General features: G+C 67.9%; 18 protein-coding genes. 11 read left to right on the forward strand and 7 right to left on the reverse strand.

What is annotated here, in order from left to right:
• Positions 1-72 precede the first annotated feature (72 nt).
• The 8 genes from WS75_RS03220 (at position 73) to WS75_RS03255 (ending at position 11,820) form a co-directional block, all read left to right on the forward strand.
• Positions 73-807: a hypothetical protein gene (locus tag WS75_RS03220; protein ID WP_059679132.1), complete on the forward strand. Its 735-nt coding sequence runs from the start codon at positions 73-75 to the stop codon at positions 805-807.
• A 54-nt stretch (positions 808-861) separates the two neighbouring features.
• Positions 862-3,642: a poly-beta-1,6 N-acetyl-D-glucosamine export porin PgaA gene (gene pgaA, locus WS75_RS03225; RefSeq protein ID WP_059679133.1), complete on the forward strand. Its 2,781-nt coding sequence runs from the start codon at positions 862-864 to the stop codon at positions 3,640-3,642.
• A gap of 14 nt (positions 3,643-3,656) precedes the next feature.
• Positions 3,657-5,750 carry a poly-beta-1,6-N-acetyl-D-glucosamine N-deacetylase PgaB gene (gene pgaB, locus WS75_RS03230; RefSeq protein ID WP_059679134.1) on the forward strand — a complete coding sequence of 698 codons (2,094 nt, stop codon included), beginning with the start codon at positions 3,657-3,659 and terminating at the stop codon, positions 5,748-5,750.
• On the forward strand, positions 5,747-7,018 hold the full coding sequence (gene pgaC, locus WS75_RS03235; RefSeq protein ID WP_059679135.1) for a poly-beta-1,6-N-acetyl-D-glucosamine synthase: 1,272 nt from the start codon (positions 5,747-5,749) through the stop codon (positions 7,016-7,018). Before pgaB ends, pgaC begins: the two co-directional genes overlap by 4 nt.
• On the forward strand, positions 6,996-7,484 hold the full coding sequence (locus WS75_RS03240; protein WP_059679136.1) for a hypothetical protein: 489 nt from the start codon (positions 6,996-6,998) through the stop codon (positions 7,482-7,484). Before pgaC ends, WS75_RS03240 begins: the two co-directional genes overlap by 23 nt.
• Before the next feature lie 118 nt (positions 7,485-7,602).
• A complete protein-coding gene (glmS, locus tag WS75_RS03245) occupies positions 7,603-9,426 on the forward strand; it encodes a glutamine--fructose-6-phosphate transaminase (isomerizing) (RefSeq protein WP_059679137.1) in 1,824 nt (607 codons plus the stop codon).
• The gene (locus tag WS75_RS03250) at positions 9,426-10,724 is read left to right on the forward strand and encodes a hypothetical protein (RefSeq protein ID WP_082729492.1); all 1,299 of its coding nucleotides are present in this window, start codon (positions 9,426-9,428) and stop codon (positions 10,722-10,724) included. The genes glmS and WS75_RS03250 overlap by 1 nt, the downstream gene beginning before the upstream one ends.
• A gap of 259 nt (positions 10,725-10,983) precedes the next feature.
• Positions 10,984-11,820 carry a c-type cytochrome gene (locus WS75_RS03255; RefSeq protein ID WP_059679138.1) on the forward strand — a complete coding sequence of 279 codons (837 nt, stop codon included), beginning with the start codon at positions 10,984-10,986 and terminating at the stop codon, positions 11,818-11,820.
• Between the two features lie 21 nt (positions 11,821-11,841).
• Here WS75_RS03255 and WS75_RS03260 read toward each other — a convergent pair whose 3' ends face one another.
• From WS75_RS03260 to WS75_RS03270, 3 genes are read right to left on the reverse strand one after another with little or no spacing between them, the layout of a single operon-like run.
• Positions 11,842-13,098: a Zn-dependent hydrolase gene (locus WS75_RS03260; protein ID WP_059679139.1), complete on the reverse strand. Its 1,257-nt coding sequence runs from the start codon at positions 13,096-13,098 to the stop codon at positions 11,842-11,844.
• Positions 13,091-13,630: an L-2-amino-thiazoline-4-carboxylic acid hydrolase gene (locus WS75_RS03265; RefSeq protein WP_059679287.1), complete on the reverse strand. Its 540-nt coding sequence runs from the start codon at positions 13,628-13,630 to the stop codon at positions 13,091-13,093. The genes WS75_RS03260 and WS75_RS03265 overlap by 8 nt, the downstream gene beginning before the upstream one ends.
• 17 nt (positions 13,631-13,647) lie before the next feature.
• Complete coding sequence (locus WS75_RS03270; RefSeq protein ID WP_059679140.1) at positions 13,648-14,814, reverse strand: branched-chain amino acid ABC transporter substrate-binding protein; 1,167 nt, start codon at positions 14,812-14,814, stop codon at positions 13,648-13,650.
• 177 nt (positions 14,815-14,991) lie between these two features.
• Here WS75_RS03270 and WS75_RS03275 point away from each other — a divergent pair, with 177 nt between their 5' ends.
• Positions 14,992-15,885: a LysR substrate-binding domain-containing protein gene (locus WS75_RS03275; RefSeq protein WP_059679141.1), complete on the forward strand. Its 894-nt coding sequence runs from the start codon at positions 14,992-14,994 to the stop codon at positions 15,883-15,885.
• Between the two features lie 24 nt (positions 15,886-15,909).
• On the opposite strand, the gene WS75_RS03280 is transcribed toward WS75_RS03275, so the two are convergent.
• The 3 genes from WS75_RS03280 to WS75_RS03290 are packed head-to-tail and all read right to left on the reverse strand — an operon-like array spanning position 15,910 to position 18,884.
• Positions 15,910-16,611 (reverse strand): aspartate/glutamate racemase family protein, encoded by a 702-nt coding sequence (locus WS75_RS03280; protein WP_059679142.1) that lies wholly within the window; start codon positions 16,609-16,611, stop codon positions 15,910-15,912.
• A gap of 10 nt (positions 16,612-16,621) precedes the next feature.
• Positions 16,622-17,926, reverse strand: a complete 1,305-nt coding sequence (locus WS75_RS03285; RefSeq protein ID WP_059679143.1) for a dicarboxylate/amino acid:cation symporter — start codon at positions 17,924-17,926, stop codon at positions 16,622-16,624.
• A 1-nt stretch (position 17,927) separates the two neighbouring features.
• Entirely contained in the window at positions 17,928-18,884 is a 957-nt protein-coding gene (locus tag WS75_RS03290) for an ABC transporter substrate-binding protein (protein ID WP_059679144.1), read from the reverse strand.
• 320 nt (positions 18,885-19,204) lie between these two features.
• Here WS75_RS03290 and ahpC point away from each other — a divergent pair, with 320 nt between their 5' ends.
• Both ahpC and ahpF read left to right on the forward strand, forming a co-directional pair.
• Positions 19,205-19,768, forward strand: coding sequence for an alkyl hydroperoxide reductase subunit C (gene ahpC, locus WS75_RS03295; RefSeq protein ID WP_059679145.1), 564 nt, complete (start codon positions 19,205-19,207; stop codon positions 19,766-19,768).
• 125 nt (positions 19,769-19,893) lie between these two features.
• Positions 19,894-21,492, forward strand: a complete 1,599-nt coding sequence (gene ahpF, locus WS75_RS03300; RefSeq protein ID WP_059679146.1) for an alkyl hydroperoxide reductase subunit F — start codon at positions 19,894-19,896, stop codon at positions 21,490-21,492.
• Between the two features lie 114 nt (positions 21,493-21,606).
• On the opposite strand, the gene WS75_RS03305 is transcribed toward ahpF, so the two are convergent.
• Complete coding sequence (locus WS75_RS03305; protein WP_059679147.1) at positions 21,607-22,302, reverse strand: hypothetical protein; 696 nt, start codon at positions 22,300-22,302, stop codon at positions 21,607-21,609.
• Positions 22,303-22,652: the final 350 nt, after the last annotated feature.

A 22,652-nucleotide genomic window follows, 5' to 3' on the forward strand; every position in this document is an offset into this window, starting at 1 on the left:
TCAGTCGAATCCGCGTGGCGATGGCACGTGCTCGCTTCGTGCATTGCAATCCGTCGAATCGAGGAGGATTGAATGACTCGTGCAGAACGACCGGACGGCTCGCCCAACCGTCAGCCGAAACCTGCCTGGGGCCCCGGAAAGAATGCGGCGCTCAGCATCGTTGCATTTGCCGCGATCTTCGGCGGCTTTGCGTACGTCCAGCGCGACGCGGGAGTCGGCCATGCAACCATGACGCACGACATTGCCGACATGATCGGCACCGCTGTCGGAAAGTATCGCAACGCCATCGCGACTGCGACGGCCAGCGCCTCCGGCGCGGCGTCGACCCTCGCGCAGGCCGAGCCGGTTACGCCTGCCGTGCCGGGTACGCGGTATGCGTCGGCAACATCGACCGTGCCGCCACGAACGACCGCCCGCGCCGCCGCGAAACACCCGCATCCCGCGCACGTGCCGTCCACGACGCTCGCGGCCAGCGCGCACGCCGCATCGGCCAGCGGCCGCGCGGCGCGCCCCGGCGACACGTACCGGACGTCGCGTTCGCAGACGCTGGCGCGCATGGAAAAACACACCGACCGCACGCCGCGACGGCAGCCGCAATCGTATATCGCCGATTCGGCGCACATGGAGGCCACCAGCGTCACGCACGGCGAACTGGAAGGCGCACGCGCACTGGCCCGGGCGCGCTGGTGCGCACGGATCGACGAATGGAATTGCGTGGAGCAGAACGCGAGCCGCGCGCTCGCCATCGACCCGACGAACAGCGAATCGCGCGCGCTGCTCGGACAAGCGATCCGCAATCGCCTGTGAACCGGGCGTCGCCGGGCGTGCAACCGATGTGATCGTTTCAAAGTGAGGAGCATCGTGGCCAACAATCGTAGACAACAATGCACCATCGCCGCTCCGCCCAACCGGCGGATCCTCCTGCATGCGCCATTGCTGCTGCTGCTCGTTGCGTCCGGCTCCTGCCTTGCCGCCGAAGGCGATGCGGAACCGGGCGGCACGAGCGAAATCGCCGGGGCCCGCGGCGCGCCCGACACGCTGCCGTCGGACATGCAACCGATGGCGGCGGCGCGGGAGGTCGCCCAGGGTCGAAGCGCCCTGCCCCCGCAAGCGCCGACGCCGATCGCGCAGGCATCGGATGCGTCGATGCAGATCGCGCAGGCGTCGGATGCGCAACCGCAGACGATGCCGACCACGGTCGTGGTGGACCCGGACGTCGCGCAGCCGAGCGAACCGGCGCCGGGCGCGCAGCCGTCGAGCGCGCCGATCCCGATCGCCCAGGCGACCGATACCGCGCCGGCAGGCAGGCCGCCACCGGCCGAACCGACGCCGAGTGCCGCGATGCAGCCGGCCCAGGCATCCGACACCGCGCCGTCAAACACGCCGGCCCCCGTCGCGCATGCATCGGACGCGCCGATCGGGATCGCGCAGGCCGCGAACCCGCAGCCGCCCGAAACGCCAGTGCAAACCACCGCGACAACGTCCGGCACACTTGCGTCCAGTTCACCCGCCCCGGACGCGCACACGCCGGAGCCGCCACCGCAGCCTTCGCAGGCCGCAACCATTACGCCGCCGACTGCACCGACGCAAACCGCGCAGGCCTCCGGAACCCCGATGCCGGGCTCACCGTCCCCGTCGTCCCAGGCGCCGAATTCACAGACGCCCGGCGCCCAGTTGCCCGGCGAACCGACGCAACGATCGCAAGGCCCCGACGTCGAAGCGCCCAATGCGCAGGCGCCGAATCTGCGGACCGCCGACGTCGCGACCGTGCGCAACGACGTGTTCGGCCTCGCGGCGAGCGGCGGCGCGATCAAGGCGCTCGAAGAAGCGAAGGCACGGCCCGATGCGTTCTCCGCCGTCGACGTTGCACAACTGGAAGAACTGGCGATTCGCCAGCAGGTGCGCGGCGGACGTGACAAATCCCGCTCGATGACGAGTTCCGACCGCTTCGACGGCCTCGACAGCGCGCTGCGCGCGGCGGACGACCTCGACAAGCGGATGCCGGCCACGCCCGACTATTCGCCGGTCAGGACGGCGCTCGCGGGCGACCGCACCGTCGCCCTTGCGGCGCGCGGCGACATGAAGACGGCCGTCGCGACGTTCGAGACGATTCCGCCCGACGCGGAGATCTCGATCGACGCGCTGGCGGCCGTCGGCGACGCCTACCTCTACCTGAGCGAACCGGCCAAGGCGAACGCCGTGTACCAGCGCGCGTTGAAGCAGGCGACCGCGGCGCCGACCGACCGCGCGACCCGCGGCTTCCAGTACGGCGCGCGCACGCGTCCGATCGAACTGCGCGAAGGGCTGTTCTGGTCATACGTCGACCAGGGACGCGCCGCGGACGCGCAGCAGGTGCTCGACGACATCGGCAAGTCGCTGCCGCCGGCCAAGGAGGTGCGCAACTACGGTCCGGAAGAAAGCGACTTTCTGCGCTACTACCGGCTGCGCGCGCAATACCTGATTTACACGGGCCGCGTCGACGAAGGGATCGCCGCGCTCGAGCAGCTCGAGCAGCAGGTGCCGTTCAACGCGGAGGTCCGGGCCGCGCATGCCGACGCGGTGTCGGGCCAGGCGCATCCGCGCCAGGCGATCGCGATGTATCGCGCTTCGCTGACCGACCACCCCGACAGCGTCGAAATGCTGGCGGGCCTCGGCCGCGCGGCGCTCGTGGCGGACGACTACGCGACCGCGAAGTACGTCGACCAGACCGTGGACGACGTCTTTCCGGACAGCGGCGCCGTGCGCGGTTTCAAGCGCGACTACAAGGCATACCGCAGCCCCGTGTTCACGACCGACCTGAGTTACGAGCACGGCAACAGCGCGCTGGCCGACAACAGCTTCACGTCGGACAGCTATGTGTACTCGCAACCGTTCGGCGACAACTGGCGCGTCTTCTCGCACACCTTCTTCGGCCACGCGCAGACCGACTCCGGCAACGTCAGCCGCACGCGCACGGGCGTCGGCGGCGACTACCGGCACGGGCCGCTCACCGTGCAGGGCGAAGTCACGCGCTCGTTCGGCTCGGACGGCCGGACCGGCGGCCGCGGGTCCATCGCGTACGCGCTGAACGACTACTGGACGGTCAGCGCCGGGCTCGACACCAACGACAACTCGCTGCCGTGGAAGGCGTATGCCGCGCACATCTGGGGCCGCTCCGCGAACGTCTCGGTCGTATACAGGCAGAACGACCGCCGCGAGGTCAAGCTGAGCTACGGCGTGAGCCGCTACAGCGATTCGAACCTGCACCAGGAGATCTCGGCAACCGCCACGCAGCGCGTGTATACGACCGCCAACCAGCTCGTCAACGTATCGCTGGACCTCGGCACCGACAGCAACACGCGCCAGGACGCGCCCTACTTCAGCCCGGGCCGCGACTACGCGGCCGCGGCGACCGTCATGCACCAGCTGACGCTGTGGAAGAAGGGCGACATGGGGCTGCAGCAACGCATATCGGTGTCGGGCGGCGCGTACAACGAGCGCGGCTTCGGCACCAGCCCGCTGTGGAGCGCGCGCCTCGAGCACGCGTGGACGTTCAAGCACGACATCACGCTGAGCTATGGCGTCGAGGTCAGCAGCCACGCGTACGACGGCCAGCGCGAGCGCTCCGAAACCGGCTTCATGTCGGTCAACCTGCCGTTCTAGCAAGGAGATCGCGAATGCAAACCAGACGGACCTTCATGTGCGGATGCCTCGGCACGTTCGCCGCCTGTTCGCTGTTCCCGGGCGTGTCGAACGCCCGCATGATCGACCTGCTGCCGCCGTCCGACCCGGCCGACGGCAAGACGTTTCGCGTGATCTGCATGCATGACGTGCGCGACAACCTGATGGCGTCGTTTTCCGCCGCGTCGGCGATGGTCGACCCGTTCGCGGTCGACACCGGCACGCTGACCGCGATCTTTTCATGGTTGCAGACCAACAACTACCACACCATCACGGTCAGGCAGATCGAGGAATCGCGGCACGGCGGCAAACCGCTGCCGCCGCGCGCGGTGCTCCTCACGTTCGACGACGGCTACCGCAGCCACTACACGAAAGTGCTGCCGCTGCTCGAACGCTTCAAGTATCCGGCCGTGATGGGCATCGTCACCGCGTGGATCGATGCGCCGCTGGATGCGCCGATCCGCATCAGCGACAAGGTCCAGGTGCCGCGCGACTACTTCATGTCGTGGGACGAGGTGCAGAAGCTCGGCGAATCGCACCTCGTCGAGCTCGGCTGCCACACCCACAACCTCCATCACGGCGCGGTCGCGAATCCGCAAGGCAACGAATTGCCGGCGACCACGTCGCACCTCTACCTGCAGAACGAGAAGCGCTATGAAACCGACGCCGAATTCGAAGCACGCGTGCACGACGACCTGCAGACATGCGTGCGGCAGATCCGCGAACGCACCGGCATCGTTGCACGCTCGATGGTGTGGCCATACGGCGCGGAAAACCAGCCCGTGCGCAAGATATCGACGTCGCTCGGCATGGACATCCAGTTCAGCCTCGATGCCGGCCCGAATACGCCGGACGTGCCGCTGGACCGGCTGAGGCGGATCCTGATGATGTACGACGTCGACATCGGCGGGTTCGAGCGCTCGATGCGCGAACCGGCGTCCAACCGCGGCGACGTCGACGTGCCCGAGCGCATCGTGCAGGTCGATCTCGACCAGGTCTACGATCCCGATCCCGCGCGGCAGGAAGTGAATCTCGGAAAGCTGATCGAGCGCATCTACCGGATGCAGCCGAAATCGGTGTACCTGCAGGCCTATGCCGACCCGAAAGGCACGGGCGTGGCCGAAGCCGTGTATTTCCCGAATCGGCACCTGCCGATGCGCGCCGACCTGTTCTCGCGCGCCGCGTGGCAGCTGAGCACGCGCGCCAACGTGCAGGTGTACGCGTGGATGCCGGTGCTCGCGTTCCGGCCGCCGCCGGACAAGCGTCAGGGCCTCGAGGCCGTCAGCGCATACGGCGGCGCGCCGGCCCGCGAGAACGGCACGCGCGTGTTCCGGCTGAGCCCGTTCGATCCGGAAGCGCGGCTGATGATCCAGCAGATCTACGAGGATCTCAGCAAGTACGCGTCGTTCAGCGGCATCCTGTTCAGCGACGACGCCGTGCTCGACGACTACGAGGATGCGGGCCGGCATGCGCTGCACACCTATTCGCAATGGGGGCTGCCGGCCGACGTCGGCAAGATCCGCGAGAACCCCGACCTGATGAAACGCTGGACGCGCCAGAAATCGCGTTACCTGATCGACCTGACGCACCAGCTCGAACAGATCGTGCTGGCGCACCAGAACGTGGGCGACGTGCTGAGCGCGCGCAACATCTTCGCGATGCCGGTGCTCAAGCCCGAGTCGGAAGCCTGGTACGCGCAGAACTACGACGATTTCCTTGCCAACTACGACTACGTCGCGCTGATGGCGATGCCGTACATGGAGCAGGCGAACGACCCCGAGGGCTGGCTGGACCAGCTCGTGCGCGCCGTCCGTGCGAAGCAGCGCGGCCTGCAGCGCACCGTGTTCGAGCTGCAGTCGTACGACTGGCACGCGCACAAGGACGTGCCGGCCCGCACGCTGCTCGCACAGATGCAGCGGCTGCGCAGCGAGGGCGCGGTGAATTTCGGCTACTACCCGGACAACTTCCTGAACGGCCTGCCGGAGCTCGACGCGATGCGCGACGTGATGTCGCTGAAGTCGCGCCTCGATCCGACGTCGATCAACGCGCTGATGCAGATGCAGCATGCGCAGGGAACCAAGACGCCATGACCACCCACAACATCATCCAGCGCCTGCAGGATTTCGTCTTCTACTACCCGTTCTTCATGTCGTACCTGTGGATGATCGGCGGCGTCGTTCACTACTTCCTGCTCGAGGAAGGCCGCGAGCTGTCGACGCGCACGATCGCGGCGAGCGGCATCCCGAAGATCTCGATCGTCGTGCCGTGCTTCAACGAGGCGGCGAACGCGCGCAGCGTGATCCGCCACCTGAACGCGATGGACTACCCGAACTACGACATCATCGCGGTCAACGACGGCAGCAAGGACCGCACGGGCGAGATCCTCAACGAGCTGGCCGTCGAGATTCCGCGGCTGCTCGTGATCCATCACGCGCGCAACGAAGGCAAGGCGGTCGGGCTCACCACCGCGGCGGCGGTATCGAATGCGGAATACCTGCTCTGCATCGACGGCGACGCGCTGCTCGCACATGACGCGATCGGCTGGATGCTCGAGCATTTCCTGACCGATCCGGGCGTCGGCGCGGTCACCGGCAACCCACGCATCCGCACGCGCACGTCGCTGCTGGGGCGCATGCAGGTCGGCGAATTCTCGTCGATCGTCGGGCTGATCAAGCGCACGCAGCAGGTGTACGGCCGCATCTTCACGGTGTCGGGCGTGATCACGATGTTCCGCAAGACCGCGCTCGCCGATGTCGGCTACTGGAGCTCGGACATGCTGACCGAGGACATCGACATCAGCTGGAAACTGCAGTGCCGCGACTGGCGCGTCGTGTACGAGCCGCACGCGCTCAGCTGGATCCTGATGCCCGAGACGCTGAAGGGGCTCTACCGGCAGCGGCTGCGCTGGGCGAAGGGCGGCATCCAGGTGCTGCTCAAGTACGCAGGCACGCTCGCGCGACCGACGCAGATGATGATGTGGCCGCTGTTCGTCGAGTATCTGATCGGCATCGCGTGGGCCTATTCGATGTCGTTCATCCTGCTGCTCGCGCTGGTCGACATCGTCTACCCGCTTCCGCAGAACTGGCACGTGTCCGTGGTGCCGCACTGGCACGGGATGCTGCTGGTCGCGACCTGCATCCTGCAGCTGATCGTCGGCAGCATGATCGATCGTCGTTACGACGAAAAACTCCTGATGTATTTCCTTGACACCGTCTGGTACCCCGTCGCGTTCTGGCTGATCAGCATGATCACCACCGTCGTCGCCCTGCCCGCCGTCGTATTGCGGGGCCGCGGCAAGCGCGCCGTCTGGATCAGTCCCGACCGAGGCATTCAACATGAAGAACGCACCGATTATTGACCTTTCCCTGCGCGCCCCGAGCGAACTGATCGCCGAACACGGCAGCGTCGTCGGGCCCGTGCTCGTCGTGTGGTTCCGCCTCGTGCGGCCCGCGCTGGTCGGAGGCGTGTGGGCGTCGATCTGCATCTATACGTACCGCTACCTGCTGCCGTTCAACCAGGCCGAGATGCCGATCGAGCAGATCGTGTTCTACGTGACGAGCATCGCGCTGATCGCCGGCACGATCGTCACGTGGCTGATCGCGGGACGCGTCGTGCATCCGCTCGCGTACCGGCTGCGCGTATCGAAGATGCTGCGGCGCTCGGCCAGCGTGAAGATGCGCTCGCTGCCGCCGACCGCGCTCGCGGGCGCCCACCGGCGCGGCGCGCGGCGCACGACGCGCATTCTCGTCGCGTCGCATGACGCGAACGGCTCGATCTCCGGCATCGAATGGGTAGCCCACGCGGGGCCGCAGCCCCGCGAGTAAGTCAGCGGAGACGCGCCGCGCCGGACGCGATGCGTGCCGCGCGACGCGACACCGCTCCTGAATTCGCGCCGTCGCGTGTCGTGCGTCGGCCGGCAACTTCCTTTAGACGAGGTGAATCATGTGCGGAATCGTCGGAGCAAGCGGCCTGAACAATCAGGTGCCGCAACTCGTCAATGCACTGAGCCGACTCGAGTATCGCGGCTACGATTCGTGCGGCATCGCCGTGCAGGACGAAGGCCGCCTGCGCAGCGAACGCACGCTGCGGCGCGTGGCGGACCTGCAGGACCGCGTGCTGACGCTGGGCCTCGAAGCGCAGACGTGCATCGCGCACACGCGCTGGGCGACGCACGGCGCGCCGTCGGAAACGAACGCGCATCCGATCATGTCGGGCGACACGATCGCGGTCGTGCACAACGGGATCATCGAAAACCACGATGCGTTGCGCGCCGAACTGAAGGCGCGCGGCTACACGTTTCGCGGCGAGACCGACACCGAGGTGATCGCACACCTGATCCACAGCCTCTATCGCGACGACCTGTTCGAATCGGTCAGGCATGCCGCCAAGCGGCTGCACGGCGCGTATGCGATCGCGGTGCTGAGCGCGCGCGAGCCCCAGCGCCTCGTCGCCGCGCGCGCCGGCTCGCCGCTCGTGATCGGCATCGGCGCCGAACAGAACTACCTCGCGTCGGACTGCGCGGCGCTCGGCGACCTGACCGACCGCTTCGTCTACCTGGAAGACGGCGACGTCGCGCTGATCACGCCGGACCGCATCGACGTGGTCGACGCGATCGGGAGCGAGGTACAGCGTCCGCTGTGCCTGGTCAAGGCGCGCGACAACGACGCCGCGCTCGGCCCGTATCAGCACTTCATGCAGAAGGAGATCTTCGAACAGCCGAAGGCGATCGCCGCCACGATCGATGGCATCGACACGATCTCGCCCGCGCTGTTCGGCGGCAGCGACAGCACGCGTGCGCTGCTGTCGAAGACCCGGAGCGTGCTGTTGCTCGGCTGCGGCACCAGCTACTACGCGGGCCTGACGGCGAAATACTGGCTCGAGAGCATCGCGGGCATTCCGGCACAGGTCGAGATCGCGAGCGAATACCGCTACCGCGACACCGTGCCCGATCCGCGCACGCTGGTCGTCGGTATTTCGCAGTCCGGCGAAACCGCCGACACCATCGGCGCGATCGAGCGTGCGCGCGCGATGGGCCAGGATCTGTCGATGGCGATCTGCAACGTGGCGACCAGCTCGATCGCGCGCAGCGCGCCACTCAGCTTCCTGACACGCGCCGGCATCGAGCTCGGCGTCGCATCGACCAAGGCGTTCACGACGCAGCTCGTCGCGCTGTTCGTGCTGACGCTGACGCTCGCACAGCAACGCGGCCGGCTCGATGCGGCGCATGTCGCGATGCACCTGAAGAAACTGCACGAACTGCCAGAGCGCATCGGTCACGCACTCGCCCTGGAAACGCAGATCATGGGCTGGGCCGCCAAGTTCGCGCGCACCGAGAACGCGCTGTTCCTCGGGCGCGGCATTCACTATCCGATCGCGCTGGAAGGTGCGCTCAAGCTCAAGGAAGTGTCGTACATCCATGCGGAAGGCTATCCGGCCGGCGAACTGAAGCATGGCCCGCTCGCACTCGTCACGAGCGCGATGCCGGTCGTGACGATCGCGCCGGACGATCGCCTTTTCCAGAAACTGAAGTCCAACATGGCCGAGGTGCGCGCACGCGGCGGACGGCTGTACGTGCTCGCGGGCCATCATCTCGAGATCGACGCCGACCGCGACACGCACCTGATCCGCGTGCGCGAATCGGGCGACGCGCTGTCGCCGATCGTCAACGTGATCCCGTTGCAGCTGCTCGCGTATCACGTCGGGTGCGCGCGCGGCGCCGACGTCGACAAGCCGCGCAACCTCGCGAAATCGGTCACCGTCGAATGATGCAACGGCCGGTCACGACGCAGGTCGCCACCGTGCGCTCGCATGCGCGCGGGCGCGCCGCCGCGTGGCGTGTCGCGACCATACTCTGCGGCGCGTGTTGCGCCGTCGCGGCACCGACACGCGCGATTGCCGGCACGCCGGTCGTGCACACCGTCACCGTGCAGGCGCCCGCATCGCCGCAGGACAGCGGCGACCCGCGGCGCTTCATGCACGGAATCGGCGTCGCCGACGCCGGCGACGGCCGGCGCTGGGTGTTCTTCAGCAGTTCGGGCATCGTGCCGCGCGGCGCGCTGCGCAACGGCAACTGGCCGCACGACGTGTACGTCGGCGAATGGCTGCCGGGCAAGCCGCGCCTGCTGCGCGTCCATCCATTCATCAGCCGTCCGGAAGCGCAGGAGCCCGTGTCGATCGCGCAGAATCCGCGCGGCGACATCTTCGTCACGTTCGAGGACGGCTGGAATACGCCGCAGGAGGTCAGCCAGCGCTATGGCGTCTATCGGCGCGACCTCAAGCCGATCAAGCCCTACCCGAACGACGTCGAGGCGGGCGGTCACTCCGGGCATGTCGCCTCGGTGGGCGAACGCTTCGTCGTGTTCTATTCGACCGACTGGATCGACGGCGGCGGCGTCGACAACCTCGGCACCGGCAACGGCGTCTACGTGAAAACCTACGATGCCGACGGACGCGTGCTGAATCACGTGCCGGTCGCGCCGCACCACCGCGAATGGTGGCCCGTGGTCGCCGGCTCGCCGCACCGCGCGCTGCTCGTCTGGCAGAAATACATCGAGGGCAGCACGGATGCGACGCTCGAATACGCGATGTTCGATCCGGTCACGGCGAAGCTCGACAAGCTCGGGCCGCTGAGCGACGCGATCCAGTACTACGTGTATTCGTCCGCCTACGTGCCGGCGATCGACCGCTTCGTCGTCGTCACGACGACGGCGGACAATCGCGGCGTCGCGACACTGATCGACCCGGACGGCCGCCGCCTCGCGACGCTCGACTGCCTGCCGGCGTCGGTGCGGGAATCCGGGATCGGCGTCGACGGCACGCATGCGTATGTGCCGACGCGCGACGGACGGCTGCTGACGCTAGCGCTTTCGCCAACCGGCATGTCGGTGAGCGGCGCGCAGCGCTCGCCGATTCCGTGGGGCACGACCGGCATCGCCGGGTTCACGGCACGCGGTGGGACGATGCATTTCGTGTCGCTGACGCCATCCGGGACGCGCGAGGCCGATTTCGATACGGCACGGGAAACGCCTTTGCCGAAGGCCGACGCGCAGTGTTCGACGCATTGACGGCAACGCGAACGGGTCCGGACCGGCACGGACGCCCCGTGAGATTGAGCGGCCGGCCGAATCGCGCAACACGATCCCTCTCGCGTCAGGCAACTCGATAGCCCCGCACGCTCCCGCCAGCCGGCGCGATCCCTGCCACTGCGCCGACCCCGCGTCGAAGTCGCCAGCGGCGCCCGTACCGGATAGACTGTCGCCCGATTCCATCCATCGGCCGCGTGCTCGCCCCCTGCCGCCGCCGGTACGCCCCCACGGAGAACGAATGCTGAAGCGCCGGTGGTTTTCGCTGTTGCTGATGACGGTGTGCCTGATCGCGACGCGCGCGTCCGCGCAGGACGCGCTCGAACTCGAGACCGACGGCACGCCTCGAGTGTTGACGCGCCAGGCGCTGCTCGCGCGCGTCGACGCAACGGACATCCACGTGCCGCACGACATTGCGTACGGCCGGCCGATGACGTTCCGCGCGGTGCCGTTCGCCGCCCTGCTCGGCGACACGCCGCTTCCCGCGAACGGCGTGCTCGAAACACGCGCAGCCGACGGTTTCGCCGCGCAACTGCCGCTGGATCTCGTGCGCCGCCGCGCGCCGGGCGGCGCCGTCGCGTGGCTCGCGATCGAGGACCCGGCGCATCCGTGGCCGAAGCTGCCGGGCAAGCAGGTCGGCGCCGGGCCCTTCTATCTCGTGTGGCTCGGGCCGGACGCGTCGTCGGTGCGCGGCGAGCAGTGGCCGTATCAGATCGTGCGCGTCACGATCGAATCGTCGCCGCTCGCGCGCTGGCCGTCGCTCGCCGTCGATCCGACGCTGCCGGCGAACGATCCGGCCCGAGCGGGCCAGCGCCTGTTCGTCACGCAATGCTTCGCGTGCCATCGCCTCGACGGCGCGGGCAGCAGCCATGCCGGCCCCGACCTGAACGCGCCGATGAATCCGGTCGACTACTTCCAGCCCGCCGCGCTGCGCCGCTACATCCGCAACCCGGCATCGGTGCGCGACTGGCCGGGCCGCGTGATGCCGGCGTTCCCGACCGATCAACTGAGCGACCGGGAACTCGACCAGATCGTCGCGTATCTCGCGTATATGGCGCGGCGCAAGGCGGGCAAATAAGCCGCGCCCGTCACGCGCTCATCACGCACCCGGCTCCTGCGCGCTCCGCAACACCGCGCGCAGCAGCACGTCGGCGCCCGCCGCCGACCATTCCGGCGTGATCGCCTCGGCCTCGTTATGGCTCAGGCCGTCGACGCACGGCACGAAGATCATGCCGGTCGGCGCGACGCGCGCGATGTAACACGCGTCGTGACCCGCGCCCGACACGATGTCCATGTGCGGCAGCCCGAGCGCCTGGGCCGCATCGCGCACCGCGTCGATGCAGCGCGGCGCGAACGGCACCGGCGGGTACGTGAAGATCTGCTCGATCCGCGCACCGAGGCCGGCGTCGGCCGCGACGCGCGCCAGTTCCGCACGCAGCGCCGTATCGAGCTCGTCGAGCACCATATCGTCAGGATGACGAAACTCGACCGTGAAGAAGCAGCCGCCCGGCACCGTGTTGCGCGAATTCGGCCGCGCCTCAATCATCCCGACCGTCGCGCGCGCATGCGGCGCATGGCGACGGCCGAGCGCATCGACGAATTCGATCATCCGCGCGGCACCCACCAGCGTGTCGCGCCGGAATTCCATCGGCGTCGTGCCCGCGTGCGCGTCGACGCCCGTCAGCGTCACCTCGTACCAGCGCTGCCCCTGCCCGGCCGTCACGACGCCGATCGTCTTGCCGGCCCGTTCGAGAATCGCGCCCTGTTCGATATGCAGCTCGTACGCCGCATGCACCGGATAGCCGCCGACGGGCTCGGCGCCCGCGTAGCCGATTCGCGCAAGTTCCTCGCCGATCGTCCTGCCTGCGCCGTCGGTGCGCGACAGCCCGTATTCGAGCGGATAGACGCCCGCGAACACGCCGGCCGATATCATCGCCGGCGCAAAGCGCGAACCTTCCTCGTTGGTCCAGATCACGACGTCGATCGGACGCTCGGTCTCGATGCCCGCATCGTTCAGCGCGCGCACGACCTCGAGGCCGCCGAGCACGCCGTAGATGCCGTCGTAGCGGCCGCCGGTCGGTTGCGAATCGGCGTGCGATCCGGTCATGACCGGCGCGGCGTCGGGATTGCGGCCCGCGCGGCGCGCGAACACGTTGCCCATCTGGTCCACGCGCACCGTGCAGCCGGCATCGCGCGCCCACTGCACGAACAGGTCGCGCGACTCGCGGTCGAGGTCGGTCAGCGCGAGACGGCAGACGCCGCCCTTCGGCGTCGCGCCGATCTGCGCCATCCGTTCGAGCGACGCCCACAGCCGCGCACCGTCGACGCGCGGCGCGCCCGCGAGATCGTCACGCATTGCCGGCCTCCGGGGCATCGTCGCGCGGCGCCGCCTGCAGCGCATAACGGAAATCACAGCGCTTGCCGCCCTGCATGATCGTGCTCGTGCGCGTGAGTGCGATGTCCGGCGCATAGCCCTGGATGAAATAGCTGTCGCGCGCGCAACTCAGCAGGTGGCCGATCTCGCCGAGCCCCATCGCGTGATACATCTCCGCGTAGCTGCAGCGATGCACGTCGTAGTCGTAGTGCGTGTCGTCCGCGCGATGCACCTCGACGTCGAGCGCATCGTCCTTCTCCCACAGCACCTGCAGCGCGACGAACGATCGCACGCTCGTGCCGTCGGGCTCCTGCGCGGCGAACGTGCGGCCCGCGTCGACGGCCGCGCCGCGCACGGCTTCGGCGATCACGGCCTGCGCGCGCTCGGTGCCGAATTCGCGCTTCATGAACTCGTAGATCGGCTTGATGATTTCCGCTTCGATGCGGCGCCGCGCGAGGATGCCGAGCCGCGTGTCCTCGGGTGCCGCCGTGGATGCATGTGTCGTGTTGGTCATGGGATTCGTCTCCGTCGTCATTTCGTTGCCGGGTGTGCACCGCCGAGCACGTCGACGACGGTCCACTTGCCGCCGCGCACCTGGTAGATCGTGAATGCCGGGTCCTTCAGGTTGCCTTCGGCGTCGAACGCAACCCGGCCGGTCACGCCGGGCCGGTCGATCGCGTGCACGGCCGCGACCAGCTTCGCCGGCTGCGTCGTGCCGGCCTTCTGCGCGGCCGCGATCAGCGTGGCAGCCGCGTCGTACGCGAACGGGGCGTGCAGCTCGATCGGCGCGTGAAAGCGTGCGCGGTACTGCGTGTCGAACGCCTTGCCGCCCGGCATCCGGTCGAGCGGCAAGCCCGGTTCGAGCGCCGTCACGCCGTCGCCGTCCTTGCCCGCGAGCGACAGGAAGGTCTGGCTCACGAAGCCGCCGGCGCCGAGCAGCGGCGCGTTCACGCCGAGCTGGCGCATCCGGCGCGCGATCGGCGCGGCCTGCGCGTCGAGCCCGCCGAAGAACACGAGATCCGCGCGCTTGCCCTTGATCGCGGTCAGCACGCCGCTGAAGTCGGTCGTCTTGTCGTTCACGTACTGGCGATCGACGATCGTGCCGCCGTTCGCCTGCACGCCCTTGATGAACTGGTCGGCGAGCCCCGCGCCGAACGACGTGCGATCGTCGATCACCGCGATGCGTTTCGCCTTCAGCGTCTTCACCGCATAGGCGCCGGTGAAGTTGCCGCCCGCATCGTCGTGACCCATGATGCGGAAGGCCGTCGCGTAGCCCTGCTGCGTGTACGGGTGGCCGGTGGACGCCGGCGCGATCTGCGGAATGCCCGCATCGCGGTAGATACGCGACGCCGGCACGCTGCAGCCCGTGTTCCAGTGTCCGACGACGCCGATCACGTGCTGGTCGACGAGTTGCTGCGCGACCGCGACGGCCGTGCGCGGATCGGATTGATCGTCCGCCGCGACGAGCTTGTAGACGACCGGCTTGCCGCCGATGCTCGGATGCTTCGCGTTCGCGTCGTCGATCGCAAGCTGCGCGCCGTTCTGCAAGTCCTTGCCGATCCGCGCGGACGGGCCGGTGAGCGGCGCGGCGAGACCGATCAGGATCGTCAGCGGCGCGGACTGCGCGTAGGCGGGAGCGGCGGCGATCAGCGCGGCCGCGGAGAATGCGAGGCCGGCGGGAAGAAAAGCGATTTTCATGTGCGGAGATCGGTGATTTGGCTCAAAACATGAAAAATATTAAATATTCATCATCGGCACCCCAAATACTCAATTGTTGGATGCTTATGCCATTCCCGACACAATAACGTAATTCACTGTAAATACAGGATATTTTCGTGTTGTGGTTCACCCTGATTTTTCGATAAAATTCGACACATGAAAAATATCGAACAATTGCCTCACGATCCACCGCTACGCGCCGTCCGCGCGTTCGAGGCATTCGCGCGTCTCGGCTCGGTCACCGCGGCGGCGCACGAGCTCGACATCACACCGTCCGCGGTGAGCCACCAGCTGCAGTTGCTCGAAGCGTTCATCCAGACGCCGCTGACCGTGCGCGAAGGCAGGCTGCTCGCGCTCACCGATGAGGGGCGCGACTACTACCGCTCGATCAGCGCCGCGTTCTCGGTGCTGCGCAGCGCGACGCGCTTCGTGCGCGACCGGTCGTCGCTGCGGCAGATCACGATCAGCCTGATTCCGCTGCTCGGCATCGGCTGGTTCATTCCGCGGCTGCACGCGTTCCTCGCCGACAACACCGATGTCGACGTGACCGTGCTGTATGCGCATCACCGCAACTATCGAAGCGACGCGTCCGACCTGTCGATCCGCTTCGGCACCGGCGACTGGCCCGGCTACCGCTGCGAGCGGCTGCTGCCGGGCGCGATGGTGCCCATGTGCAGCCCGTCGTTCCTGAAGCGCCACGGGCCGTTCCGCACACCGGCCGATCTCGCGCGGGCGCCGCTCGTGCACGACGAGGATCGCAGCGCCTGGGTCAACTGGCTGCAGGGCGCCGGCGTGCGGCACGTGTCGCACGCGGTGGGGCCGATGTTCGAGGACGGCCAACTGACGCTGAGCGCGGCACGCGCGGATCTCGGCGCGGCGCTGCTGCGCGCGCCGCTGGTCCAGCGCGAACTGGCGAACGGCGAACTCGTGAAGCTGTTCGACCACGCGCTCGACGACGGGCGCGACTACTACCTGTGCACGCGCGCGGACGCGGACATGCCGGACGGCGCGAGACGGCTGGCGGAATGGCTCAGGCGGATGGCTGCATAAGCGCGCGGGCCGCCCGCCGTTGCGTCACACCGCCCGCCCCCATCCGCGCTCGACCGCATGGGCGACCGTCGCGCGCGCCAGCTCCTGCGTGCTGTCGACCAGCGCGAACGGTGCATCGCGCAACGCGCGCGCCGCGATCGGAATTTCCGTACAGCCCATCACTGCCACACCCACGTCCCGTCTTGCCAGCGCCGCGAGCGAGCGCGACAGGCACCGCACCGACGCGGCGATCTTCCCCGCCTTGACCGCCGCGATGCACGCGGCGATATCGCGCTGCGCGGCCACGCCCGGCATCACCGGCTCGAACCCGCGCGCACGCAGCGCCGCCTGGTAGAAGCCCGACACCAGCGTGCCGCCCGTGGCGAGCACCGCGACGCGCCGCACGCCTGCCGGCAACGCGGCCACCGACGCATCGACGATATGCAGAATCGGCGCCGCGCTGTGTTCGCGCAGCGGCGCATACCAGTGATGCGCCGAATTGCACGGAATCGCGATCACGTCGACGCCGCAGCGGTTCAGCAGCCCGATGCCATCGAGCAGCGCCGGCAGCGGATCGGTCCCGCCGTCGATGATCGCGCGCGAGCGATCGGGCGTTCGCGTCAGGTTCGCGACGATCATCGGCAGGTGCTCCTGATCGCAGCGCGCGCGTGTCAGGCAAATCACGCGATGCATGAAGTCGACCGTGGCCAGCGGTCCCATTCCGCCCAGTACACCGACGAGCGCCATGATGCCTCCTTCACGCGCGCGGCGGCCGCGCGCAGATCGCGGATACGACGGCTGCGTTGCCGATCACCAGCAACAGCGTCCGAAATATTTCGCAAAACGGATCGATCGCCGCGAACAAGACCAACGCGGCCTCGAACGGCAAGTGCAGCGCCGCGCACACCATGCCGGCGAGCGACACCGTCACGACGCCCGACGTGCCCGTCGACGCGAATCCGGCGAGCACCGACGCGACCAACACGACGCAAAGCTCGCCGGGGCCAAGCGACCGTTCGTAGAGTTGTGCGACGAACAGCGTCGCGCTCGCGTAATACACCATCGGCCCGACGCGCAGCAGCGACACGGCAAGCGGAACGACCAACTCGACGCGCGCGCGGGCAAAGCCGAAGCCGTCGGCCAGGCATTCGATCATGCTCGGCATGCACGCCACGCTGCTGCGCGTGGCGAGGGCCATCGCGAACGGCGTGCGCAACCCGGCGAGCGTCCCGGCCAGCGTCGCGCCCGAGCGCTTCCAGATCACGACGATCGCGGCCGCGATCAGCACGAGCGCGACGACGGCGAACGCGGCGACGAAGCGGACCATCGCCTCGAGCGGCCCGAATCCCGACGTGCCGATCTGTGCCGCGCCGCCGCAGAACAGCACGATCGGCGTCGGATACGCAAGCCAATGCATGATCTTCTGGCACGTGAAATAGACGGTCTCCAGCGTCTGGCTCAGCGCCGCCGAGATGCTCGCCGGCACGCGTCCCGACGCGAAGCCGAAGAACAGCGAGAACACCAGCGCCTTCAGTGTGTCGCCGCTCGCGAGCGCCGCGAAGAAGTTGCCGGGCACCAGCGCGATCAGCATGTCGGCAAGGCCCGACGACTTCTCCGCGGGATCGGAGCCGTACAGCGTCATCACGGTGTCGCTCGCCGCACCGTCGCTGCCGACCAGCGCGCCGAACGCCTTCAGCGTCGCGTTCGACAGATGCTCGCCCGGCCGCATCGCGACCAGCACGACCGCGCCGACCGCCACGACGAACACCGACGCACAGCCGAAGATCGCGATCACGCGCATCACGAGATCCGACGCGCTGCCATCGCGCAGCAGTCGCTGCAGGCTGAAGATCACGGCGGCCGTCATGAATGGCAGCGCGGTCATCTTCAGCAGGCCGACGTACACCTGGCCCACGTAGTCGAACTGCGGCGCGGCGGCCGGCCACAGCACGCCCGCCATGATCCCGAGCGCGAGGCTGCCGAAGACCGTCAACGGATGAATCGCGAGCGCATGCAGCCGCGCGACGCGGGGCATGATCCTGATGTTCTCGTCCATGTTCATGTCAGCGGCCCATCGCGTCGAGCAAGGATTTCACGTCGAGCCGCTTGCTGCGCTCGGCCAGGAACTGATTGACGAACGCGAGCAGCGTCGGCGTGGACACCGGCACGCCGACGGCAAGCGCGTCGGTGAGGTCGTCGAAGGTCGCGACGCGCAAACGGATCGGCGCGGTCGGGTCGCCCTGCATCACGAACTTGATCGCGAGTTCGTCGCGATACACGGCCGTGACCGCGCCCGCGTTCAGTGCGTCGAGCGTCGCCGGCCAGCTCGGGTAGGTGCGCACCCGCGCAGCCGGGAAGTCGTTGCGCACGTATTCCGCGTAGGCCGACCCGGCGACGACGCCGATCGTGCCGCGGTAATCGCGCACGACTTCCGGCAGCGGGCGCCCTTTCGCGAGTTCCGCGAAGCTGACGCGGTTGATCAGCAGCGCGCGCCGCAGGTTGATGTACGGCGTGCTGAAGCGGACCACCTGTGCACGCGGCAACGTCCGCGACAGCTTGCTGATCGCGACGTCGGCCTGCCCGGTCGCGAGCAGCTGAACGACGTCGTCGAAGGTGCGCGCAGCGCGGTCGAACTGCACGGACACGCCGAGTTTTTTCGCGAGTTCGTCGGCGAGATCGATATCGACGCCCGCCAATGCGCCGTTGCGCGACATGAAGAACGGCGGCTGATCCACGCCGAGCACCGCGACGACGAGCGTGCCGCGCGTGACGATGCGAGCGAACTCGGGCGCGAGCAGCCGGCCGTCGGGCATCTGCACGAGCCCGGTCGACGTGGTGGCCGGTGTCGCCGTCGCGGCCGGCGTGGAGGCATCGACGGCGAGCGCCGGCGCGGCGCACGACACGGTCACGAGTACGCAGGCCACACCGCGCAAGAGCCGATGCAGGCATCGCCCCTCGAGAGCGATCTCGCGGAACCATGCGGGCAGTGCACGCATTGCGCGTCCGGAAAAGAGATTCATGGCGGCAGTGGGACGGAGAGTGTCTGACGACCGCGCAACCGTTCGTGCCGAACGGGCGCCGGGCCCTTGCGCGGGGCGCGTCGCCATCGCCCGGCGCCGCGCCCTCCCGCACGCCCAATGTGTCAGAAGCGCCTTCGGGCCGAAATCCGCCGGAAGGCCCGGCCCGGATGGCACGGGCCGACCGGACGGCCCGCCGCGACGGGGCCGGAAGCAGATAGAAATTCCCGATGCCGCGGATTAACACAAGCAATTTCACAAACCAGGGGTGAACCCGGATACTGGCAACACTTCATCAACACCCAAGCAAAGGAACTCGCAAGATGCCGATCATCAACACCCAAATCAAACCGTTCAAGGCAACCGCATACCACAACGGCGATTTCGTGCCCGTGTCCGAAGAGAACTTCAAGGGCAAGTGGTCCGTCGTCGTGTTCTACCCGGCCGACTTCACGTTCGTCTGCCCGACCGAGCTGGGCGACCTCGCCGACCGCTACGCGGAATTCCTGAAGCTGGGTGTCGAAATCTACGGCGTGTCGACCGATACGCACTTCACGCACAAGGCATGGCACGACACGTCGGAGACGATCGGCAAGATCAAGTACCCGATGATCGGCGATCCGACGCTCACGCTGTCGCGCAACTTCGACGTGCTGATCGAGGAAGAAGGAATGGCGCTGCGCGGCACGTTCGTGATCAACCCGGAAGGCGAGATCAAGCTGTGCGAAATCCACGACAACGGCATCGGCCGCGACGCAGGCGAACTGCTGCGCAAGGTGCAGGCCGCGCAATACATCGCGGCGCACCCGGGTGAAGTGTGCCCGGCCAAGTGGACCCCGGGTGCGGAGACGCTGACCCCGTCGCTCGACCTGATCGGCAAGATCTGACGATCGCGCCGCGCGCCTCGCACGAGGCGCGCGCGTCACGCGAATGCGGGCCGCTTCGTGCGGCCCGCACCCTCCTCCGGCACGACGTGCCCGACCAGTATAATCAATACGGAATCCGAAACGCCATGCTCGACGCCAATCTCAAGAACCAACTGAAGGCGTACCTCGAAAAGATCACGCGCCCGATCGAACTCGTCGCATCGCTCGATGACAGCGCGAAATCGCAGGAACTGCTTGCGCTGCTGAACGAGATTGCGTCGCTGACGTCGCGCGTGACCGTAACCGAACGCCGCGACGATGCCGAACGCAAGCCGTCGTTCTCGATCGGCGAACCCGGCAAGCCGGCCGGTATCCGCTTCGCCGGCATACCGATGGGCCATGAATTCACGTCGCTCGTGCTCGCGCTGCTGCAGACGGGCGGCCATCCGATCAAGCTCGACGACGACGTGATCGAACAGATCCGCGCGCTCGACGGCGACTACGCGTTCGAGACGTATTTCTCGCTGTCGTGCCAGAACTGCCCGGAAGTCGTGCAGGCGCTGAACGTGATGTCGCTGATCAACCCGCGCATTCGCCACGTCGCGATCGACGGCGCATTGTTCCAGAACGAGGTCGAAGCGCGCCAGATCATGGCCGTGCCGACGATGTTCCTGAATGGCGAATCGTTCGGCCAGGGCCGCAGCAGCGTGAAGGAAATCCTCGCGAAGCTCGACACCGGCGCGAGCGCCCGCGCCGCGAAGTCGCTCGAAAACAAGCCGGTGTTCGACACGCTGATCGTCGGTGGCGGCCCGGCCGGTGCGGCCGCCGCGATCTACTCGGCGCGCAAGGGCATCGCGACGGGTGTCGTCGCCGAGCGCTTCGGCGGCCAGGTGCTCGACACGATGGCGATCGAGAACTTCGTGTCGGTGCAGGAAACGGAGGGACCGAAGTTCGCCACGGCGCTCGAGCAGCACGTGAAGCAGTACGACGTCGACATCATGGACGTGCAACGCGCCGACGCGCTGATTCCGGGCGACGTGCACCAGATCCGCCTCGCGAACGGCGCGGTGCTGAAGGCGAAGACGATCATTCTCGCGACCGGCGCGCGCTGGCGCGAAATCAACGTACCGGGCGAGCGCGAATACCGCAACCGTGGCGTCGCATACTGCCCCCACTGCGACGGCCCGTTGTTCAAGGGCAAGCGCGTCGCGGTGGTCGGCGGCGGCAACTCGGGCGTCGAGGCCGCGATCGATCTGGCCGGCATCGTGAAGGAAGTCACGCTGATCGAATACGGCGCGCAACTGCGCGCGGACGAAGTGCTGCAGCGCAAGCTGCGCAGCCTGCCGAACGTGACGATCGTCACACAGGCACAGGCGACCGAGTTGACCGGCGACGGCAGCAAGCTGAACGGGCTCGTCTACAAGGATCTGCGTTCGGGTGAAACGAAGCGCGTCGATCTCGAAGGCGTGTTCGTGCAGATCGGCCTCGTGCCCAACACCGAGTGGCTGAAAGGCACGATCGAACTGTCGAAGCATGGCGAGATCGTCGTCGATGCGCGCGGTGCGACGTCGGTGCCGGGTGTGTTTGCCGCCGGCGACGTGACGACGGTGCCGTTCAAGCAGATCGTGATCGCGGTGGGCGAAGGCGCGAAGGCATCGCTCGGCGCGTTCGATCACCTGATCCGGCAAGACGCGACGCCGGCTACCGCCGACGCGCCGCAGGCCGAAGAAGCGATCGCCGCGTAACGCGCGACGCACCGCACAGGCTTGTCTCTCTTGGCCCCGCATGCCCTGGTCGGCGTGCGGGGCCCTTTTTCATCCGGCGTCGAGCGGCGCTGCGCGCGCGCGGCCGCTCCGTTCTCACTGAGCCCCGCCGGGCCCGGCACTCGCCGGTGTAGCCGACTTGAAGCTGCTCGACTGCCTGACCAGTTGATCGGTCATCGCGGCGGCAACCGGATTCGCGCCCGTCGACGCGTGCTGCCGATCGGCGCTCGGCGTCGCCACGTATTGCGGCGGCGGCAACGACGGATCGAGCTTTGCCGATTCCCGCACGAGTGCGGCGGTTTCAGGCGTTTCGGATTTCCTCGCGGGTGTCGCGGCCACGTGCCGCTCGAGCCCGTCGCGCTTGCGCGCCGCGTGCTGGGTCGGCGGCTCGGCCTGCTGACTCGGCCCAGCAGCCTGCGTCGCCTGGACCGGCGGGGTCGATTGCACGGGTTGCGCCGCTTGTACCGGCGCCTTGGCCGGCTGAGCGGCCTGGGCTTTCGGCGGGGTCGCATCCTCCGGCTCGACCGTCACGACGTGAACGATCGGCGGCGGCGCACTCGTCTTGGCCGGTGCCGCCGGCGCGGCGACGACGGGCGCAGGTGGCGCGATCGCGCCTTGCGCGACGTGGCCGTCGTTCGCGGCCGCCACGGCGGCAGCAGGGGCCGCGGAATCGCCGATGCCGGCCTCCGCGATCGCGCGGTGGTCCGCACGCAGGAGCATCACGTAGCCTGTGGCAGCCGCGGCAACCAGCAGGCCGCCGGCGATCATCAATGTCTTGCGGGTACTAGTCATGCTTGCTCACCGATCTGATCGACGTGAACAAGCCATCATACGCGTGCGATCGCGGCTGATCCCGCACGAATACAATTCGTTTCATTGATGTCGACCCCAGCGCGGCGAGGCCTTGCAACACCGCGCCGCCCTATCGTCAGACGGTTCGACACCGCGAATCGCACACGCAGGTACTTGCATGCACGATTGAGCCTGCCCGTGCGGTCGCCCGTGTCGTTGATGCGTTGCACCTTACGATATTTCATCGGACGGTCCGGGGGAGACTTCCCGCGCTGACGTGCAGGCGATGCGACGTGCATCGGCAAGACGTCGCGAGGATGTCACTCAGCCCGTGCCAAAACACCAAAAAT

The organism is Burkholderia sp. FL-7-2-10-S1-D7 (assembly GCF_001524185.1).
In the GTDB taxonomy this organism is placed as follows: Bacteria; Pseudomonadota; Gammaproteobacteria; order Burkholderiales; family Burkholderiaceae; genus Burkholderia; species Burkholderia diffusa.

Excerpts from the sequence above, each read along its gene's own strand:
- WS75_RS03275 (WP_059679141.1), top strand. The coding sequence starts at position 14,992 with ATGAAAAATATCGAACAATTGCCTCACGATCCACCGCTACGCGCCGTC.
- pgaC (WP_059679135.1), top strand. The coding sequence starts at position 5,747 with ATGACCACCCACAACATCATCCAGCGCCTGCAGGATTTCGTCTTCTAC.
- WS75_RS03260 (WP_059679139.1), bottom strand. The coding sequence starts at position 13,098 with ATGCGTGACGATCTCGCGGGCGCGCCGCGCGTCGACGGTGCGCGGCTG.
- WS75_RS03270 (WP_059679140.1), bottom strand. The coding sequence starts at position 14,814 with ATGAAAATCGCTTTTCTTCCCGCCGGCCTCGCATTCTCCGCGGCCGCG.
- WS75_RS03255 (WP_059679138.1), top strand. The coding sequence starts at position 10,984 with ATGCTGAAGCGCCGGTGGTTTTCGCTGTTGCTGATGACGGTGTGCCTG.
- WS75_RS03305 (WP_059679147.1), bottom strand. The coding sequence starts at position 22,302 with ATGACTAGTACCCGCAAGACATTGATGATCGCCGGCGGCCTGCTGGTT.
- ahpF (WP_059679146.1), top strand. The coding sequence starts at position 19,894 with ATGCTCGACGCCAATCTCAAGAACCAACTGAAGGCGTACCTCGAAAAG.
- glmS (WP_059679137.1), top strand. The coding sequence starts at position 7,603 with ATGTGCGGAATCGTCGGAGCAAGCGGCCTGAACAATCAGGTGCCGCAA.
- WS75_RS03280 (WP_059679142.1), bottom strand. The coding sequence starts at position 16,611 with ATGGCGCTCGTCGGTGTACTGGGCGGAATGGGACCGCTGGCCACGGTC.
- ahpC (WP_059679145.1), top strand. The coding sequence starts at position 19,205 with ATGCCGATCATCAACACCCAAATCAAACCGTTCAAGGCAACCGCATAC.
- pgaB (WP_059679134.1), top strand. The coding sequence starts at position 3,657 with ATGCAAACCAGACGGACCTTCATGTGCGGATGCCTCGGCACGTTCGCC.
- WS75_RS03240 (WP_059679136.1), top strand. The coding sequence starts at position 6,996 with ATGAAGAACGCACCGATTATTGACCTTTCCCTGCGCGCCCCGAGCGAA.
- WS75_RS03290 (WP_059679144.1), bottom strand. The coding sequence starts at position 18,884 with ATGAATCTCTTTTCCGGACGCGCAATGCGTGCACTGCCCGCATGGTTC.
- WS75_RS03265 (WP_059679287.1), bottom strand. The coding sequence starts at position 13,630 with ATGACCAACACGACACATGCATCCACGGCGGCACCCGAGGACACGCGG.
- WS75_RS03220 (WP_059679132.1), top strand. The coding sequence starts at position 73 with ATGACTCGTGCAGAACGACCGGACGGCTCGCCCAACCGTCAGCCGAAA.
- WS75_RS03250 (WP_082729492.1), top strand. The coding sequence starts at position 9,426 with ATGCAACGGCCGGTCACGACGCAGGTCGCCACCGTGCGCTCGCATGCG.
- WS75_RS03285 (WP_059679143.1), bottom strand. The coding sequence starts at position 17,926 with ATGAACATGGACGAGAACATCAGGATCATGCCCCGCGTCGCGCGGCTG.